Source organism: Chryseobacterium potabilaquae (assembly GCF_902728265.1).
Taxonomy (GTDB): domain Bacteria; phylum Bacteroidota; class Bacteroidia; order Flavobacteriales; family Weeksellaceae; genus Chryseobacterium; species Chryseobacterium potabilaquae.
In genome coordinates this window covers 76474-93288 of record NZ_CACVBR010000011.1, presented here as the reverse complement: position 1 = coordinate 93288, position 16815 = coordinate 76474, and the positions used below count along the sequence as shown (strand labels likewise).

Annotated in this window: 19 protein-coding genes; 12 read left to right on the top strand and 7 right to left on the bottom strand. The window is 32.3% G+C overall.

All coding sequences use genetic code 11. The features are described from left to right. Positions 1–75: 75 nt before the first annotated feature. The 8 genes from CHRY9293_RS08365 (at position 76) to secG (ending at position 7050) form a co-directional block, all read left to right on the top strand. Positions 76–411 carry a hypothetical protein gene (locus CHRY9293_RS08365; RefSeq protein WP_162032581.1) on the top strand — a complete coding sequence of 112 codons (336 nt, stop codon included), beginning with the start codon at positions 76–78 and terminating at the stop codon, positions 409–411. Between the two features lie 105 nt (positions 412–516). After that, positions 517–849 (top strand): hypothetical protein, encoded by a 333-nt coding sequence (locus tag CHRY9293_RS08360; protein ID WP_162032580.1) that lies wholly within the window; start codon positions 517–519, stop codon positions 847–849. A gap of 248 nt (positions 850–1097) precedes the next feature. Then, positions 1098–1751, top strand: a complete 654-nt coding sequence (locus CHRY9293_RS08355) for a hypothetical protein (protein WP_162032579.1) — start codon at positions 1098–1100, stop codon at positions 1749–1751. Beyond that, on the top strand, positions 1748–2686 hold the full coding sequence (locus CHRY9293_RS08350) for an HTTM domain-containing protein (protein ID WP_162032578.1): 939 nt from the start codon (positions 1748–1750) through the stop codon (positions 2684–2686). The genes CHRY9293_RS08355 and CHRY9293_RS08350 overlap by 4 nt, the downstream gene beginning before the upstream one ends. Positions 2687–2706: 20 nt before the next feature. Continuing rightward, a complete protein-coding gene (locus CHRY9293_RS08345) occupies positions 2707–3048 on the top strand; it encodes a thiol-disulfide oxidoreductase DCC family protein (protein ID WP_162032577.1) in 342 nt (113 codons plus the stop codon). A 153-nt stretch (positions 3049–3201) separates the two neighbouring features. Beyond that, the gene (locus CHRY9293_RS08340) at positions 3202–4515 is read left to right on the top strand and encodes a M16 family metallopeptidase (protein WP_162032576.1); all 1314 of its coding nucleotides are present in this window, start codon (positions 3202–3204) and stop codon (positions 4513–4515) included. A gap of 44 nt (positions 4516–4559) precedes the next feature. Next, the gene (locus CHRY9293_RS08335) at positions 4560–6593 is read left to right on the top strand and encodes a M16 family metallopeptidase (protein ID WP_162032575.1); all 2034 of its coding nucleotides are present in this window, start codon (positions 4560–4562) and stop codon (positions 6591–6593) included. Between the two features lie 133 nt (positions 6594–6726). Further along, positions 6727–7050 carry a preprotein translocase subunit SecG gene (gene secG, locus CHRY9293_RS08330; protein WP_122548059.1) on the top strand — a complete coding sequence of 108 codons (324 nt, stop codon included), beginning with the start codon at positions 6727–6729 and terminating at the stop codon, positions 7048–7050. Positions 7051–7106: 56 nt separating this feature from the next. On the opposite strand, the gene CHRY9293_RS08325 is transcribed toward secG, so the two are convergent. The 3 genes from CHRY9293_RS08325 to recR are packed head-to-tail and all read right to left on the bottom strand — an operon-like array spanning position 7107 to position 9444. Then, positions 7107–7946, bottom strand: coding sequence for a glycosyltransferase family 2 protein (locus tag CHRY9293_RS08325; protein ID WP_162032574.1), 840 nt, complete (start codon positions 7944–7946; stop codon positions 7107–7109). 24 nt (positions 7947–7970) lie between these two features. Further along, the gene (locus tag CHRY9293_RS08320) at positions 7971–8795 is read right to left on the bottom strand and encodes a glycosyltransferase family 2 protein (protein ID WP_162032573.1); all 825 of its coding nucleotides are present in this window, start codon (positions 8793–8795) and stop codon (positions 7971–7973) included. A gap of 34 nt (positions 8796–8829) precedes the next feature. Continuing rightward, entirely contained in the window at positions 8830–9444 is a 615-nt protein-coding gene (gene recR / locus CHRY9293_RS08315; RefSeq protein WP_122548062.1) for a recombination mediator RecR, read from the bottom strand. A 121-nt stretch (positions 9445–9565) separates the two neighbouring features. Between recR and CHRY9293_RS08310 the strand changes: the two genes are divergently transcribed. From CHRY9293_RS08310 to CHRY9293_RS08300, 3 genes are all read left to right on the top strand, one after another. Further along, positions 9566–10171 carry an LURP-one-related/scramblase family protein gene (locus CHRY9293_RS08310; protein ID WP_162032572.1) on the top strand — a complete coding sequence of 202 codons (606 nt, stop codon included), beginning with the start codon at positions 9566–9568 and terminating at the stop codon, positions 10169–10171. Positions 10172–10190: 19 nt separating this feature from the next. After that, the gene (locus tag CHRY9293_RS08305; protein WP_162032571.1) at positions 10191–10682 is read left to right on the top strand and encodes a hypothetical protein; all 492 of its coding nucleotides are present in this window, start codon (positions 10191–10193) and stop codon (positions 10680–10682) included. 128 nt (positions 10683–10810) lie between these two features. Then, positions 10811–12256 carry an aminoacyl-histidine dipeptidase gene (locus tag CHRY9293_RS08300; protein ID WP_162032570.1) on the top strand — a complete coding sequence of 482 codons (1446 nt, stop codon included), beginning with the start codon at positions 10811–10813 and terminating at the stop codon, positions 12254–12256. Positions 12257–12342: 86 nt separating this feature from the next. Here CHRY9293_RS08300 and CHRY9293_RS08295 read toward each other — a convergent pair whose 3' ends face one another. Both CHRY9293_RS08295 and CHRY9293_RS08290 read right to left on the bottom strand, forming a co-directional pair. Next, positions 12343–12672, bottom strand: a complete 330-nt coding sequence (locus CHRY9293_RS08295; RefSeq protein ID WP_162032569.1) for a 2Fe-2S iron-sulfur cluster-binding family protein — start codon at positions 12670–12672, stop codon at positions 12343–12345. A 78-nt stretch (positions 12673–12750) separates the two neighbouring features. After that, positions 12751–13806: an NAD(P)/FAD-dependent oxidoreductase gene (locus CHRY9293_RS08290; protein WP_162032568.1), complete on the bottom strand. Its 1056-nt coding sequence runs from the start codon at positions 13804–13806 to the stop codon at positions 12751–12753. Positions 13807–13953: 147 nt separating this feature from the next. Here CHRY9293_RS08290 and CHRY9293_RS08285 point away from each other — a divergent pair, with 147 nt between their 5' ends. After that, a complete protein-coding gene (locus tag CHRY9293_RS08285) occupies positions 13954–14724 on the top strand; it encodes a DUF3108 domain-containing protein (protein ID WP_122637177.1) in 771 nt (256 codons plus the stop codon). A 209-nt stretch (positions 14725–14933) separates the two neighbouring features. Here the strand turns inward: CHRY9293_RS08285 and pheS are convergent, their stop codons facing one another. Both pheS and CHRY9293_RS08275 read right to left on the bottom strand, forming a co-directional pair. Next, the gene (gene pheS, locus CHRY9293_RS08280) at positions 14934–15944 is read right to left on the bottom strand and encodes a phenylalanine--tRNA ligase subunit alpha (protein WP_122548069.1); all 1011 of its coding nucleotides are present in this window, start codon (positions 15942–15944) and stop codon (positions 14934–14936) included. Positions 15945–16071: 127 nt separating this feature from the next. Then, positions 16072–16731, bottom strand: a complete 660-nt coding sequence (locus CHRY9293_RS08275) for a YceI family protein (RefSeq protein WP_162032567.1) — start codon at positions 16729–16731, stop codon at positions 16072–16074. Positions 16732–16815 lie beyond the last annotated feature (84 nt).

Sequence of the window (16815 nt, the reverse complement as noted above, 5' to 3'; positions counted from 1 at the left end):
TCTCTATTAAAACTGGTTTTATAAACACCACAACAATCTCAAAAAAAGGGTTGCCACCTTATAGCTATTATTATTATGAAAAATGTATTCAACAAAAACGCAAAAGTAATCGCTACTACAGCATTAGCTGCTGTTATTACGATCTCAATGAGCTTCAAATCTCAGGAGAAAATTGAAGTGAGTGCTAACGAAACAGCCGCTTCCATCCAAAACGCTCAAATAAAAAACATGAATGAAGCAAAATGGCCTGTAGCAGCAATTGGAGCTAGTGCAGCAGCAGTAGGTGCTTTCGTACAAGTAGCTAACTTCGCAACAAACTACTTTTTCGGAGGAGGAAAAGCCATGAATGACTCAGCAAACGAAAAAGATCTTATCAATTCTGAACAGATCAAAGCAAGCCAGTTTGACTAATCAGCTCACTTACATTTTTTAAAGAGCCACGTCTTTATTAAGCATGGCTCTATCTACACCAAAACCAATCTCAAAAAGGGTTGCCACCTTATAGCTACTATTATTATGAAAAATGTAATTAATAAAAATACAAAAATCCTTGCTACCGCAGCATTGGCTGCCGTAATTACGATCTCAATGAGTTTTAAATCTCAAGAAAAAATCGAAGCGTGCTCAACCGAAACGGCTTCCATTGAAAAAATGCAGCTCAAGGAAACAGCCACATCGAAATGGCCCGTTGCTGTTGCAGGAGCGGGGTTTGCCGTTGCAAGTGCAGTATATCAAGTAGCTAATTTTGCCACAAACTACTTTTTTGGAGGAGGAAAAGCTATAGATAATAACACAAATGAAAAAGAGCTTATTAATTCTGAGCAAGCTAAAACATCTCAGTTTGATTAATAGTCTAAACCATAACGAACCAGATCTAATAAAGATCTGGTTCTATAAAAACACTTAAAGAATTGATTGTATTATACCTAATCCTAGATACAACATACGAATTAAAAAAATTGGACTCAAAATGATTATTATATCAATTACATAACTCCATTCAAAATAATTTTCTTCGTAATATACTAGTCTTATGCCCACACCCCTATAATCAGAAAACAATTGAATTAAGTCTTAATAACCTAAAACCTTACCTCATGAAAAATATTGCAGTATTTATAGCATTTTGTCTTTTTATAGCCTACTGGTCTTTAACTCTTTTTTTTACATTTCCGGAAAACCCTATGAATGTGAGAGATTTAAAATATCGTCAATATTTTGAAGCTCATTTTTATCAAAATTGGTCATTCTTTGCTCCTCCCGCTACTTTTAATGAGAGACTCTATTTTTCATACATTTATAATGATCTTATTACTAATACTAAAAAAGTTAGAACATTCGAGACCTTAGTTCCTATTACACAAGAAAAGAAAAAAAAAGCACCCTTTAACCGTAAACAAGATGTACTAGATTATGTTATTTGTGGTTCTGTGCATGAAGTACAAAATAAAATTAAAGAGGTGTATGATATTATTAAGGTTGAAGAAAAAAGAAGTCAAAAATCGTCCTCGATTGAAGAAAAAAATAAAAAAGTAATCGAGGAAATCGAAAAGACAGAAAGCTTTCATAATCTTCAAAACTATGCTAAAATAGTCGCCGAAAAAAATGGTATCCCAAAAAATGATACTCAATATAAGATCACAATTACCAATATTGATATCCCGAAATATGTAAATAAAAGTTCCCAAACTAGGAGAGAAGAAAAAACTGTTATTTCCAGTAACCTACACCCTTTAAAGACTACAAAATGAAAAATTTAATAACAAGTTTGAAAACATCAAACAACAATAGCTTTTATTTAAGCTTTTTTAGAGTTATAATATGCTTACTGCTTATCAAGCAGGTTTTTCAAATCTTTCCTCTGTTATCTTTAACCTATAAAGGGGATGAATTTTTAACAAGTCCTTCTACGATTGTTGAATTTATAAAATTCAACACACAAATACTTAAGGATAATATGTATGCCTATATTTATATGTATTTATTCTTTATTATCTTATACCTATTTGGTATCGGTAAAAATGTTACTGCTTTTGTGGTATTTGTAATGACTGACATTTTACAGAAATTAAATCCATATTTATTAAATGGGGGAGATAATCTATTAAAATTCCTACTTTTATATATGGTATTTGCCAATTCTTTCACTCATTTTGCTATCCATAAGAGTAAAGTAAAAAAAGATTCGCTTTCGAATGTATTTTCTAACCTATCTGTACTTTCAATATGCATCCACCTGTGTATGATTTATTTCTTATCAGCTTTGCATAAAACCAATGCAACTGTTTGGTTTCATGGGGTTGCAACCTATTATACTTTTCAATTGGAAAGGTTTTCCGGAACCAGTCTAAATAGTGTATTGGCACAAAACAGTTACTTTGTGGTTTTTTCTACTTATTTCACGTTGATTCTAGAACTATACTATCCTGTTTTGGTCTGGTTTAAAAAAACTAGAACAGTAGTTGTCCTTTGTATGATAAGCCTACATGCAGGAATCGCAATTTTTATGATGTTGTATGACTTCCAATTTATATTTATTCTAGTACAAGGGTTCTTCTATAAAGATAGCTTCTGGCTTCCCAAATATAGAGCTTTAAAAAAGAAAATTCAGAACCGTACATTATTTTCATTTTCAAAAAATCCATCAGTAAAATATGAAAATAAAGAAGTTTCAAATTCTTATTAATAATTTAATTTATACTTTCAATGACATCTCAACCTCTTATTATATATGATTCAAAATGCAAGTTTTGCAGCAAATTTGCTCACTGGTGCACGTTCAAAAATAACACGCTTCAAATGATTCCTGTGAGAGACAAACAGGCAAAAGCAAGCCTTAAGGAATTAGATGTAGTTTTTATTAATCTTAATACCATTTATTTTATAATGGATAAAAAGGTATTTACAAAATCAGAAGCTGTATTTGAAATAATGAAACTCATCCCCCTTCCTTGGAAAATACTATCTACATTTAGAGTCTTCCCAAGGAAATTGACAGATTATTTTTACGATACTTTTGCAAAATATAGATATAAGATAAAAGTTTGACCGCATTTCGATTTGAAATTTATTTGACGCTTAGCCCATAATACTTAATAAGATTATGGGCTTTTAATATAATAGGGTCTGAAAATTACATCATTTCATTTGTAACATTTTAGGAATTTTTAGCACTAATTCCCAAAACAATTTCTACTTTTTATGAAAAAACGACTTCTTTCTGTTGCTGCAGCAGCTTTCTTCGGAGCAGTTCTGAATGCACAACAAATTAAATTTGAAGAATATGACTTATCCAATGGACTCCACGTAATTCTTCATCAAGATAATTCTGCGCCGGTAGTGACTACAGGAGTAATGTATCACGTAGGTGCTAAAGATGAAGTAAAAGGAAGAACAGGTTTTGCACATTTCTTTGAACATCTTTTATTTGAAGGAACACCTAACATTAAAAGAGGAGAATGGTTCAAAATAGTTTCTTCTAACGGAGGTCAAAATAATGCCAATACGACCAACGATAGAACATATTACTATGAAACATTTCCTTCAAATAATGAACAATTAGGTCTTTGGATGGAAGCTGAGAGAATGCGTCATGCTGTGATTAATCAAGTGGGTGTAGATACACAACGAGAAGTTGTAAAAGAGGAAAAAAGACTAAGAATGGATAATCAACCCTATGGTAATCTTTTCACAACTGTACAAAAAAACTTATTTACCCATCACCCATACAATTGGCCTACCATTGGCTCTATGGAGGATTTAAATGCCGCTAAACTAGAAGAGTTTCAAGCATTTTATAAAAAATATTATGTCCCTAACAATGCCACCCTAGTAGTAGCAGGAGATATAAAAACAGAGGAAACCAAAAAATGGATTCAAGAATATTATGGAGGAATTCCTAAAGGCACAGTATCTCCAAAAGATTTCCCTAAAGACGCACCTATTACTCAGGAGAAAGAAGTTACTGCTACAGACCCCAATATTCAGCTTCCAGCTTATGTCTTCGCATACAGAACTCCAGGTAATAAAGAAAAAGATGCCTATATATTAGATATGCTTTCGTCTTATCTAAGCAGTGGAAAATCTTCTGTTTTATACAAAAAATTAGTGGATCAAGAGAAAAAAGCACTTCAAGTGGCAGCATTCAACCAAGGTCTTGAAGACTATGGGATCTTTGCTTTCTTTGCTATCCCAATGGGACAAACAACTAAACAAACATTACAGACTGATATTGATGCGGAAATCAAAAAACTACAAACATCTTTAATCTCAGAAGAAGATTATCAAAAGATTCAAAACCAATATGAAAATCAATTTGTAAATCAAAATTCAAGTATTCAAGGAATTGCAGCCTCATTGGCTACTTATCATGTTTTGAATGGTGACACTAATCTTATTAATAAGGAAATCGATATTTATAGATCCATTACCAGACAAGATATACAAAATGCTGCTAAAAAATACCTTAATCCTAATCAAAGAATAATCATTAATTACATGCCTGAAAAAAAATAAAACACTTGAGGTAAAAAATGATTATAAATAACAATTATTTACAAATGAAAAAGCAATTAACATATATAGCAGCAGCGTTTTTATTTGCAGGAATGCTTTCTGCACAAAAAATTGATCTTAATGCAATGCCAAAACCAGGTCCTACCCCTGCCATCAACATTGCTAAACCAAAAACATTCCAACTGAACAACGGGCTTACCGTAATGATCGTAGAAAATAATAAGCTCCCTAGAGTAAATGCCAACCTTACTATGGATAGGCCTCCTTATTATGAGGGGGATATTGTAGGGGTAAGCAGTATTATGGCAGATCAGTTGGGTAATGGAACAACCACATTAAGCAAAGATGACTTTAATAAGAAAGTTGATTTTCTAGGAGCTAATTTAAGTTTTTCATCCAACGGAGCTTTTGCCAATACTCTTTCCAAATATTTTCCGGAAGTACTGGGACTAATGTCTGATGCAATAATAAATCCTAAATTCTCCGGCAGTGAAGTTCAAAATTCTAAGGAAAGAACGATAGAAGGATTAAAAGCCGACGAAAAAAATGCTTCTTCAATAGCAGAAAGAGTTTCCCGAGCTTTAATGTATGGAAAGAATACATCAAGGGGAGAATTTGAAACAGTTGAGTCTATCAATAAAATACAATTATCTGATGTTCAGAATGTGTATAATAAATATTACACTCCAGATAATGCATATTTAGTTATTGTAGGAGATGTGAAATTAGATCAGGTTAAGCCTTTAGTTGAAAAATTATTTGGAAATTGGAAAAAATCCAATACAAAATTTACGCCTATTGAACCTGCATCTAATGTTGAAAAAACTGAAATTAATATCGTAGATGTTCCTTCTGCTGTTCAGTCTGTTGTTTCTCTAAATAACATCAACAGTCTAAAAATGAAGGATTCTAACTACTTTCCCGCTACCATTGCAAACTATATCCTAGGAGGCGGTGGTGAAGCTCGACTCTTCATGAATCTTCGTGAAAAAAATGGTTTTACCTATGGAGCCTATTCCAGTATGAGTGCTAGCAAATATTCACCGGAATTCTCTGCAGAGGCCAGTGTAAGAAATGAAGTTACAGACAAAGCGGTTAAAGAGTTTATGAATGAACTGAACGCTATTTCTACCGTTAAACCAGAAGAGTTGGAAAACGCTAAAGCAAAGTTGAAAGGTTCATTTATTATGTCTTTAGAAAAACCTGAAACTATTGCTCGATTTGCTTTAAATCAAAAAGTGCAGGATCTTCCGGGAGATTTCTATACAAACTATTTAAAAGCAATCGATAAAGTAACCGCTTCAGATGTATCAAATGCAGTAAAAACAACTATTTTACCTAATCAAAGTAGAATTTTTATTGCGGGAAAGGCATCAGATATTTCAGAAGGACTTGAAAAGCTTGGATATCCTGTAAAATATTTTGACCCGAATGCTAATCCCGTAACAAAACCAACTGCACAAAAAGTCGATGCAAATGTTACCATAGGATCTATTGCTGATCAATACATCAATGCTATTGGAGGTAGTGCAGCCTTACAAAAAATCACGTCCATCACTACCGATGCGACTACTAAAGTTCAAGGAATGGATATGAGCATGAAAATGATACAAGCAAAAGGAGGAAAAATGTCTATGAATATCAGCATGATGGGAAATACTGTTCAAAAGATTGTATTTGATGGAAAAGATGGATATATGGAAGCGCAAGGAAAAAAAGCTCCTTTAAGTAACGATCAGAAAGCAGAAATGGCAAAAGAAACTGAACTTTTCCCTGAATTGAATTTTGCAAAATCTTCAGAATATAAACTTTCAGGGATTGAGAAATATAACAATGAGGATTCTTATGTGATAAAAGGAGAAAAAACAACGTACTACTATAGCGTAAAAACCGGATTAAAAACCGGAGATGTAAAAGCAGGAGAAGGAGGATCTATCCCAACAAGCTATGCTGATTATAAAGAGGTTTCAGGAGTAAAATTCCCATTCACCATTATTCAAAATATGGGTGGAATGGATATCAATTTAGCCGTACAATCCTATCAGCTCAATCAAGCTAAAGATACCGATTTTAAATAAGAATTATCTTAATTTCATATGAAAATGGCAACTTTGTGTTGTCATTTTTATTTTTAATAATATTTACCTTCATCTTTTTTGTTATTCAGTAAAAAAAGATTAAATTTGCCCATTCAAAAAGATATCAGAATTAATGGATACTATATTTACACTCTTGATGGTTCTTGTTATGATTGCTAGCGTTTTACTGGTAATTATTGTTATGGCTCAAAATCCAAAAGGTGGAGGTCTTTCCAGTACTTTTGGAGGTGCATCATCTGCACAATTTGGAGTACAGAGAACCAATGACTTTATGGAAAAAGCAACTTGGACTTTAGGAGGAACCATTATTGTGTTGATCCTTTTAAGTGTTGTAATTACTGGAAAACCTTCTCAAAAAGCTCCAGCCCAACAACCAGTAAAAAAAGAAGCCCCGGCTAAACAAACAACACCGGTAAAAGAAGCTCCAACTAAATAAGCAAATAATAATTTTATATACAATAGTTAAGCAACTCTATTTTTGGGGTTGCTTTTTTATTTTAATTTGATTTTCTCTATTTGATAGCGAAGGCTTAATCCTGCTTTCATAAAGGAATATTGCAATGGTTTTGAATTTTTATAATACTTATTAATGAAAATCTGCATGGCACCATAAAACCGACTAAGGTATATTTTATCTTTTACCGTACTCTCTCCTTTATGATGAAGAATGGAAGATTTACCATAATAATAATTGGTATACCCTTCTCTTAATAATGTATAACACAAATCAATGTCTTCACCATACATAAAATAAGATTCATCTAATCCTCCTACTTTTTTATAGACTTCTTGTTTTACTAATAAAAATGCCCCTGTTACTACCTCTACTTCAGCAATATCATATTCACCAATATCATTCCTATAATAGGATTTAGAACTATTCTCTTTAAAATTAACAAATAGCTTTTCAAACGAATTAAACATATCGGGTATGGAACGCTTACTTTCAGGTAAAAAATTTCCTTTGGCATCATGCATCCTTACCCCTAAACATCCAAAGTTAGACTGGGTATCAGCAAAATCAACAACATCCTCCATGTAAAATCCTTCAATTTCAGTATCTGGATTCAGAATAAGGATATATTCACCCTTTGCTTGATTTATGGCTTCATTATTTGCTTTAGCAAACCCTTCGTTATGTTCAGAGAAAATAAAATTTACTTTGGGAAATTCGACAATAAGATCTTTCCATGACGTATCTGTAGAATGATTATCAATAACAATAACCTCATAGCTTATTTCCGTTACATATTTTTCAATAGATAAAAGACAGCTTTTAAGCAATTGAGCTACATTATAATGAACAATAACAATCGATAGCTTTGTATTCATTTCCTTCTGTGTTATAAAATATTTTTATAGGTATTTTTTTCCCTTTCTATCTTTCCAGTTATAATAATAGGTCCTTATTAGCAAGAGTATATATTTAGCTTTATAAAAGAGCATAAGTAAAATATATTGAATAAAGTTTATTCTTTTTACACTATACATCTCTTTTAAGTTCCTCTGAAAACCTTGCTCCATAGCCGAAAGATTAGCCGAAAGACCTGAAGCTCCAAATGTTCGTTTTCCTCCATCAGCTATTACTAAGCTTTCATCCAGAATATACATCCTATTGTTCTTTGATACTTTCATCCAATAATTTAAGTCCTCAGCATATCTTTGATCGGGGTTAAAATAGCCCGTATTTTCTAAAACTTTTCTTTTAAAGAGTACAGTTGAAGGTTGTGTTTCATTTCTTATCAAGAGTTTTTTAAACGTAATTTCCGCAAGATGATTCATAACACAATAAGGAAAAAGAATTTTATTATTATTTCTTCTTGTAGCAAGAAAATCAATATGTAAATTTATATCCTGAAAATATGTTAACTGTTTTTCTATTTTTTCAGGCAACCACTCATCATCCGCATCTAATAATGCTATATAATCTCCTTTAGCTATTTTCAATCCTACATTTCTAGCATATGAAACCCCTTTATTGAATTGATGAATAAGCTGAATGGCCATCGTAGGGTTTTCTATGATATATTTTTCAATGACATTTTTACTTTCATCGGTAGAACCATCATTAATAATGATAATTTCAAAGATATCTACTCCAATTGTCTGTGCTTTAACAGAATCTAAAGTTCTAATAATTGTTTTTTCAGCATTAAAAATTGGAATAATAACAGAAATCATGTATTTTTAAAAGAATAAATAGCTATAATCAAAATTAAGAGTTACTTTCATTATAAGGTAATCTATTGATAATAGACCTTCCCAAAGAAATTTCATCCGCATACTCCAACTCATCACCCACGGAAATTCCTCTTGCAATACTTGAAAAAGTTACCCTTGCATTTTTAAATTTTTTATAAATATAATAGGCCGTAGTATCGCCTTCCATTGTTGCACTTAAAGCAAAAATAAATTCTTTAACTTTCCCTTCATTCAATTTCCTTTCAATACTTGGTATATTCAGTTGATGTGGCCCCATCCCTTCTATTGGAGAAATCTTGCCCCCTAAAATTAAATACTTCCCGGTATACTTTCCTGTATTTTCAATAGCTATCACATCACGAACATCCTCAACAATACATACAAGTTCGTCATTTCTCTTTTCATTATTACAAATCTCACAAATATCAAAATCTGAAAAATTATGACACTCTTTACAATATTTGATATCATTCACCAAATTAATAAGAGAACTCCCAAGATTTATAGCCCTTGAATTGGGTTGCTTTAATAAGTGTAACGCTAAGCGTAAAGCCGTCTTTCTACCAATTCCCGGCAATCCTGAAATTTCATCTACCGCCTTTGCTAAAACTTTACTAGGATAATCCATAATTACAAAATTAATATAAAAAGATGAGTATTTAAGTTTTTATCTATAAGAAAATATTTTCATTTTCGTAATAAAAATTTATCTTTGGGGCAACATAATAATTTGAAAAAAAATAAAGTAAATGGCACTCAACAATTTAAATTATCCACTTGACTTTAAATTTAAAATAAGTACATTAGCAAGTGATTTCAATATTACCGACAAAAATGGAAATTATGTCGCGTATGTTCGTCAAAAAATGTTTAAACTTAAGGAAGACGTTATCGTTTTTAATGATGAAAGTAAATCAAAAGAACTTTTTAGAATACAAGCCAATAAATGGATTGACTTCAACTCTTCCTATTCCCTCAATGACATATTACAGAATAAAAACTTTGGGAGACTTGCCAGAAAAGGAATGCGATCTATCTGGAAAGCTAGCTACGATATTTTAGACGCCAACGACCAGTCTAAATTTAAAATTCAAGAAGATAATGCTTGGGTAAGATTTTTCGACGGGGTTGTAGGTGAAATTCCTATTATTGGAATGTTCACGGGTTATTTCCTCAATCCAACATATTCAGTTACAGGAGTTGACGGGAAAGTATATTTTAAATTAAAAAAAATGCCCTCATTTTTCGGAAGAAGATTTCAATTAGACAGAATAATTGATATTGATGACGAGGATGAAAGTTTGGTAATTCTTTCATTATTAATGATGGTTCTTTTAGAAAGAGCACGAGGGTAAGATATAAAAACCACAAACGATGAAACATTTAATCATCTTCTTTTCAGCATTCTCATTGATTGCTTGTCAAAAAAATAAAGAAACTTCGCTCAATGTAAAACCTGCAGATACATTAAAAATAGGTCAGGATTCTTCTAAAACAGAAATTTCTTCGGGAAATATTTTAGTTGAAAATTTTACTTTTCCAAAAGAAATAAAAGAATGTTCATGCTATTTTGCTAAAAGTAAATCAGACTTTGAGGCAGAAAAATTTATTTATGCAGACGATGTAGGTAAAACTGCCTATATGAAACTAGACGGTAAAAGACTTTCTATGAACCTCCTTTCATCTAGTGATATGGAAGTAGATGAAGATCTAAACAAAGAAATAGAAAGTGAAAATTATAAAATTTCCGTGAAAGGAAAAAAAGTAAAAAATGAAGAAGCATTATTATTTGAAGGCACATTAACGATCGAAAAATCGGATGGTGCCAGTATTACTATGCCTATCTATGGTGAATGTGGATGCTAGTTACCACTAACTCCCTCTAATAATCTTTCATTTTAAAGTTTTTCTGACTTACTTTAAAAAATAAAAAGACTGCTCCTAATTTTACGGGAGCATTTTTTATTTCGTAATTTTGGGAAAAATAAAATTTCATGGAACTATCTAACATAGAACCACAAATAATTTGGAAAAACTTTTCTAAGTTAAATGCGGTTCCAAGACCATCAAAAAAAGAAGAAAAAGTAATAGCCTTTATTAAAGAGTTTGGTGAAAATTTAGGGCTAGAAACACTTGTAGATGAAGTAGGAAATGTCATTATAAAAAAGCCGGCAAGTGCAGGCATGGAAAATCGTAAATCCATTGTACTACAATCTCATTTAGATATGGTATGCCAAAAAAATAATGATATTAATTTCGATTTTGAAACGGAAGGAATTAAAATGGAGATTGATGGAGATTGGGTTAAGGCCCAAGGTACCACATTAGGGGCAGATAATGGTTTGGGAGTAGCCACCATCATGTCCATTTTAGAAAGCTCTGATATTTCACACCCAAGTCTAGAAGCATTATTTACCATTGACGAAGAAACAGGAATGACAGGTGCATTAGGTTTACAGCCTAACCAACTTACAGGAGACATTTTGTTGAACCTTGATACCGAAGAAGATGATGAAATTGATATAGGTTGTGCAGGAGGAATTGATGTAACCATTACCCAAGACTATGAAACTGAAGCTTCTCATGGACAAGCTGTAAGAATAGAAATAAAAGGCTTACAAGGAGGACATTCAGGAATGGACATACACAAAGGTTTCGGAAATGCAAATATTATTTTAGGTAGATTGCTTTATACTGCATTAGCAAAAGAAAATATTCAGTTGATTTCCATTGATGGAGGAGGACTGAGAAATGCAATTCCTAGAGAGGCTGTTTCTATTATTTCAGTAAGAAATGCCCATGAATTCATTGAGGAAATAACAGCAGGACTTAAAAAAGAAATATTAGAAGAATTCGCCACCATAGAACCTCATCTTCAAATCAATATTGAGAATACTACCACTTCCGAAAAGGCTCTGTCTGAGGAAAATTCAAAAAAGATTATTCTGACTTTGAAATCACTCCACAATGGAGTTTACAGAATGAGTCCTGATGTAAAAGACCTTGTTGAATCTTCAAACAACGTGGCAAGGGTCGAATTAAAAAACGGAAGTTTGAAAATCTTAAATCTCTCAAGATCATCTGTTGAATCTTCCAAATATTCTGTAGCCGAGCAATTAAAGTCAGTAGCTGAATTAGCTGGAATGAATACTGAATTCAGTGGCTCTTATCCTGGATGGAAACCGAAACCCGGTTCTGAAATCGTTCAGTTGATGGAAAAAATTTACACTGAAAAATTTGGAGAAAAGCCTCATGTAGTAGCTTGTCATGCAGGGCTAGAATGTGGAATTATCGGTGCTAATTATCCTGAAATGGAAATGGTAAGTTTCGGACCTACTATCAGAGGGGCCCATTCTCCTGATGAGAAGGCAAATATCCCTTCAACACAGAAGTTTTGGAGTTTTCTAAAAGAGATTTTAGCAAATATCCCTAAAAAATAATTAAAAGTTTAGCTATACAGATAAGAATAAAAACTCCTGAAAGCAATCTTTCAGGAGTTTCATTTTATATATTTTAAATCAATTTCTTAAGGATAAGGAGCAATTTCTACTTCAAGTCCTTCCATTTCAGGAATGATATGTAATTGGCAACCCAGTCGGCTATTATCCTTTACATGGAAAGCCTCTCCTAGCATTGCATCTTCTTCATCCCCCATAGGTTCAAGTCCTGGATCATTTATTACATATACCTGACACGAGGCACACATAGCCATTCCTCCACAAACACCGACGGTTCCCTCTTCAGCCAATTCATACGATCGGATAACTTCCATTAAATTCATGGACATATCCGTTGGGGCTATAATATCATGACTAACCCCTTCTCTATCGGTAATTTTTATATTAATATCTGACATAATAGTTCATTGAGTGTTAAGAATTGATGAAGGCAACAACCCTCATCAGTTATCAGCAATGGTTAATTAACCGCTAATTTAGTCGATTTTTTTCACTACTGCTTTTTCCGCCTCCTTTCGACTTCCATCAAACCCATCTACTCCACTTACGGTTGTATATTTTAATACAAATTTCTTACCTGGATTCAATCTATTATAAACACTTTGACACATCAAGGTAGCCTCATGAAAACCACAAAGAATTAACTTTAGTTTACCTGGATAAGTGTTAATATCTCCTATTGCATAGATCCCTTCAATATTGGTTTGATAATCTAATGCATTGTTGACAACAATGGCATTTTTTTCAATATTTAATCCCCAATTACCAATTTCACCTAATTTGGGAGTCAAGCCGAACAAAGGAATAAAATAATCCGTCTCAAGATCATAAGCCTCCTCTCCTTCAACTTCTACAGTAATTGCTTCCACCTTACCATCTCCTTTGATAGCAGTAACTTCAGCCGGAGTAATTAATTTAATTTTACCCTCATTCTTTAAGTCCTGGACTTTTTCAACAGAATCCAAAGCTCCTCTAAACTCATTTCTTCTATGGATTAAGGTAACTTCACTCGCTACGTTGGATAAAAAGATACTCCAATCAAGTGCAGAATCTCCTCCTCCGGCAATAACCACTTTTTTATTTCTAAAATGTTCTGGTTCTTTAACAAAATATTCAAGACCTTTTTCTTCATAATCTGTAATATTTTCAATAGTAGGTTTTCTAGGTTCAAAAGTACCCAAGCCTCCTGCAATCGCAATAGCCTTAGCTCTATGTACAGTACCTTTATTGGTGATTACCTCAAACCATTCATCATCTACTTTTGTATAAGAGACTGCCGTTTCACCTAACGTAAACCCAGGTTGGAACTGCTTAATTTGCTCCATTAAATTATCAATTAATTCTCCTGCATTTACCGAGGGATACCCAGGAATATCAAAAATAGGTTTTTTAGGATATAATTCCGCTAATTGCCCTCCCGGCTGAGGAAGTGCATCAATAATATGGCACTTCATTTTTAGTAGTCCTGCTTCAAATACAGCAAAAAGTCCAGTAGGTCCCGCTCCTATAATCAATATATCGGTAGTTATCATAATAAGTAATAAATTATATGTATGGATGCAAATTTACTAATTTTAAAATGAAGCTGATTTAATTGAGTCTAAATAAAACCTGAGATTTATCAAATATCCTAAAAAAAAAGATTTTAAATTTGGCAATGTTTTTGTAAAATTCTAATTATGAAAAAACTATTAAATCTTATTACTGTATTTTTATTCTTTTTAGGCTTTGGCCAAATAGATAATATTGCAGACAACGAATCCATTACATTCCGGATCCATTATGGATTTATCAATGCTGGAAACGCTACACTAATAACACAAAAAACCAATTATAAAGGAACTCCTCATCTTTATGTGAAAGGAACCGGGCAAACAACTGGAGCTGTAAAAGCTTTTTTTAAAGTAGATGATCTTTATGAAAGTTTCATTAATATAGAAACTGGCTTACCTAGCTTTTATGTGAGAAATGTAAAAGAAGGCAGCTATCGTCAACATTACGAAACAGCTTTTAATCATGATAATAACACGTTAATTTTAACTGACAAAAAAACGCCTGCTAATGGTTCAAAAGTGATAAAATCAGTGAAAGGTATTCAAGATATGCTTTCTTGTTTTTACTATTTGAGAAGTAGAAACCAAAGTGAGCTAAAAGAAGGAGCTATCATTAATATGAATGTATGGATTGACGATGAAATGTTTCCATTTCAGTTGAAAGTAGTAGGAACAGAAAATTTAAAAACGAAGTTCGGGACTATTAACTGTTTAAAAATCATACCTTCTGTTAAAAGTGGTAGAGTATTCAAAGAGAAAGAAGGAGTAACTATGTGGGTATCCAATGATGCTAATCATATTCCTATGTTACTAAAAGCAGAATTAGCAGTAGGATCTTTAAAAGCAAGTATTGATGAGTTTAAAAATATAAAATATCCTTTAAAGTTCTCAAAGTAATTATATATTTTATACTCGAGTATCCTCTTATAAACTAAAATGTCTGGGAAAGCCTTCCAGACATTTTTATTTATAGTATGTCCTTGTTTTCATGTAACAATCTAAACATCTAAGTTGTTTACATTATAGATCCAGTTTTTAATTACGTTTTGTTTCTATGGTCAGTAATTAAAAACAAAAAACCTCCGGAAATTTTCGGAGGTTTGATTTTATAATGTTTTAAACTGTTCTAAAGTTCTGATATCATTTTCAAAGAACATTCTAATATCGCTCATTTGATAAAGAAGCATTACAATTCTTTCAATACCCATTCCAAAGGCATATCCTGAATATTTCTCCGGATCTATATTTACATTTTTAAGAACCGCTGGATCTACCATTCCACATCCCATAATTTCCAGCCATCCCGTTCCTTTAGTAATTCTATAATCTGTTTCAGAGTTCAACCCCCAATATACATCAATTTCAGCACTAGGTTCAGTGAAAGGGAAATAAGATGGTCTTAATCTAATCTTAGACTTTCCAAAAAGTTCAGTTGTAAAAAACTGAATCGTTTGTTTTAAATCTGCAAAACTTACGTTTTCATCTATATATAGCCCTTCTATTTGATGAAATATACAATGTGATCTTGAAGAAACTGCTTCATTTCTAAATACTCTTCCTGGAGATAAGATTCTGATAGGAGGTTGATTTTCTTCCATATAGCGAATCTGTACCGAAGAAGTATGCGTTCTTAACAGAATATCTGGATTTTGCTCAATAAAGAAGGTATCCTGCATATCTCGAGCGGGATGATATTCCGGTAAATTTAAAGCGGTAAAGTTATGCCAATCGTCCTCAATTTCAGGTCCATCAGCTACCGCAAAACCAATTGATTTAAAAATCTCGATAATTCTATTTTTCACGAGATTAATAGGATGTCTCGATCCTAGATCTAAAGGAAATGCAGGTTTCGTTAGATCCTCTTTTTCTAGTACAACAGAAGATGAGGAAGTATTTTTTAAATCTTCCAGTTTTACATTAACAGCCTGCTTCAAGTTATTAATCTTTTGTCCAAATTCCTTCTTCTGGTCATTAGGTATAACCTTCAATGTTTCATAAAAATCATTCAAGACTCCTTTCTTTCCATTATATTTGATTCGGAAATTTTCAATATCCTCTTTTGATGTAGCATTGAAGCTGTTTACTTCAACAAGTAGTTCTTCTATCTTTTCTATCATTGTTGTACCCTTTCAAATGTATTTGCAAAAATACAGTTTTTTGGTGGAATACCTTCTTTAAATTTAAAGAAAAATCTGCACTTATAACAGGCAGATTTTTAATCATTTATTTATGTGAATAAAAAAATTATTTCTTTTCAAGAGCTTTGATATTAACCTGAAGAGTTACCTCATCCTTGATCACTCCGTTTTGTGCAGGTGCCTGAAATTTAACACCAAAATCTTCTCTTTTTATATCTTTAGGCTCTGTAGCAATACCCACTTCACCTTCTTTTACAGAAACATTCGCCTTAAATTGAACAGGTTTTGTAATTCCTTTAATTGTTAAATTTCCATCTAAAAGAGTATTATAATCCCCTTCCGAAACAGATGTTACTTTTGTAATTTCATAAGAGGCAGTCGGAAACTTTTCTACTTCAAAAAAGTCTCCACTTTTCAAATGATTATTTAGTTTATCCAATTTCTCGGCATCATCTTTCAAATCCATGGATGTTAAGGAATTCATATCAGCAACAAATTTACCACTTTCAAGCTTTCCGTCTTTTATAGTAACATCTCCACTTTCGAATTTAATATCTCCAAAATGACTGGTATTCTCAGATTTGAAAATCTTATATCCTTTCCATTCTACTTTACTATTCAAAGTATCTAAAGTATATTGATTTCCTTCTTTTGTTGTCACGACTTCACTGCTCTCATTTGTTAATGGTTTTTCTTTCTTACATGAAGTCATAACGGCGACAACAAGAAGTGCTGGAATTGTTAATGAAAACAATTTTTTTCTCATAATTAATAAATTTCTATAACTATTGCTAATATAATAAAAAAAAACGATTTTCTTAAAAACGTTTCATTTTACTACATTTGTAGC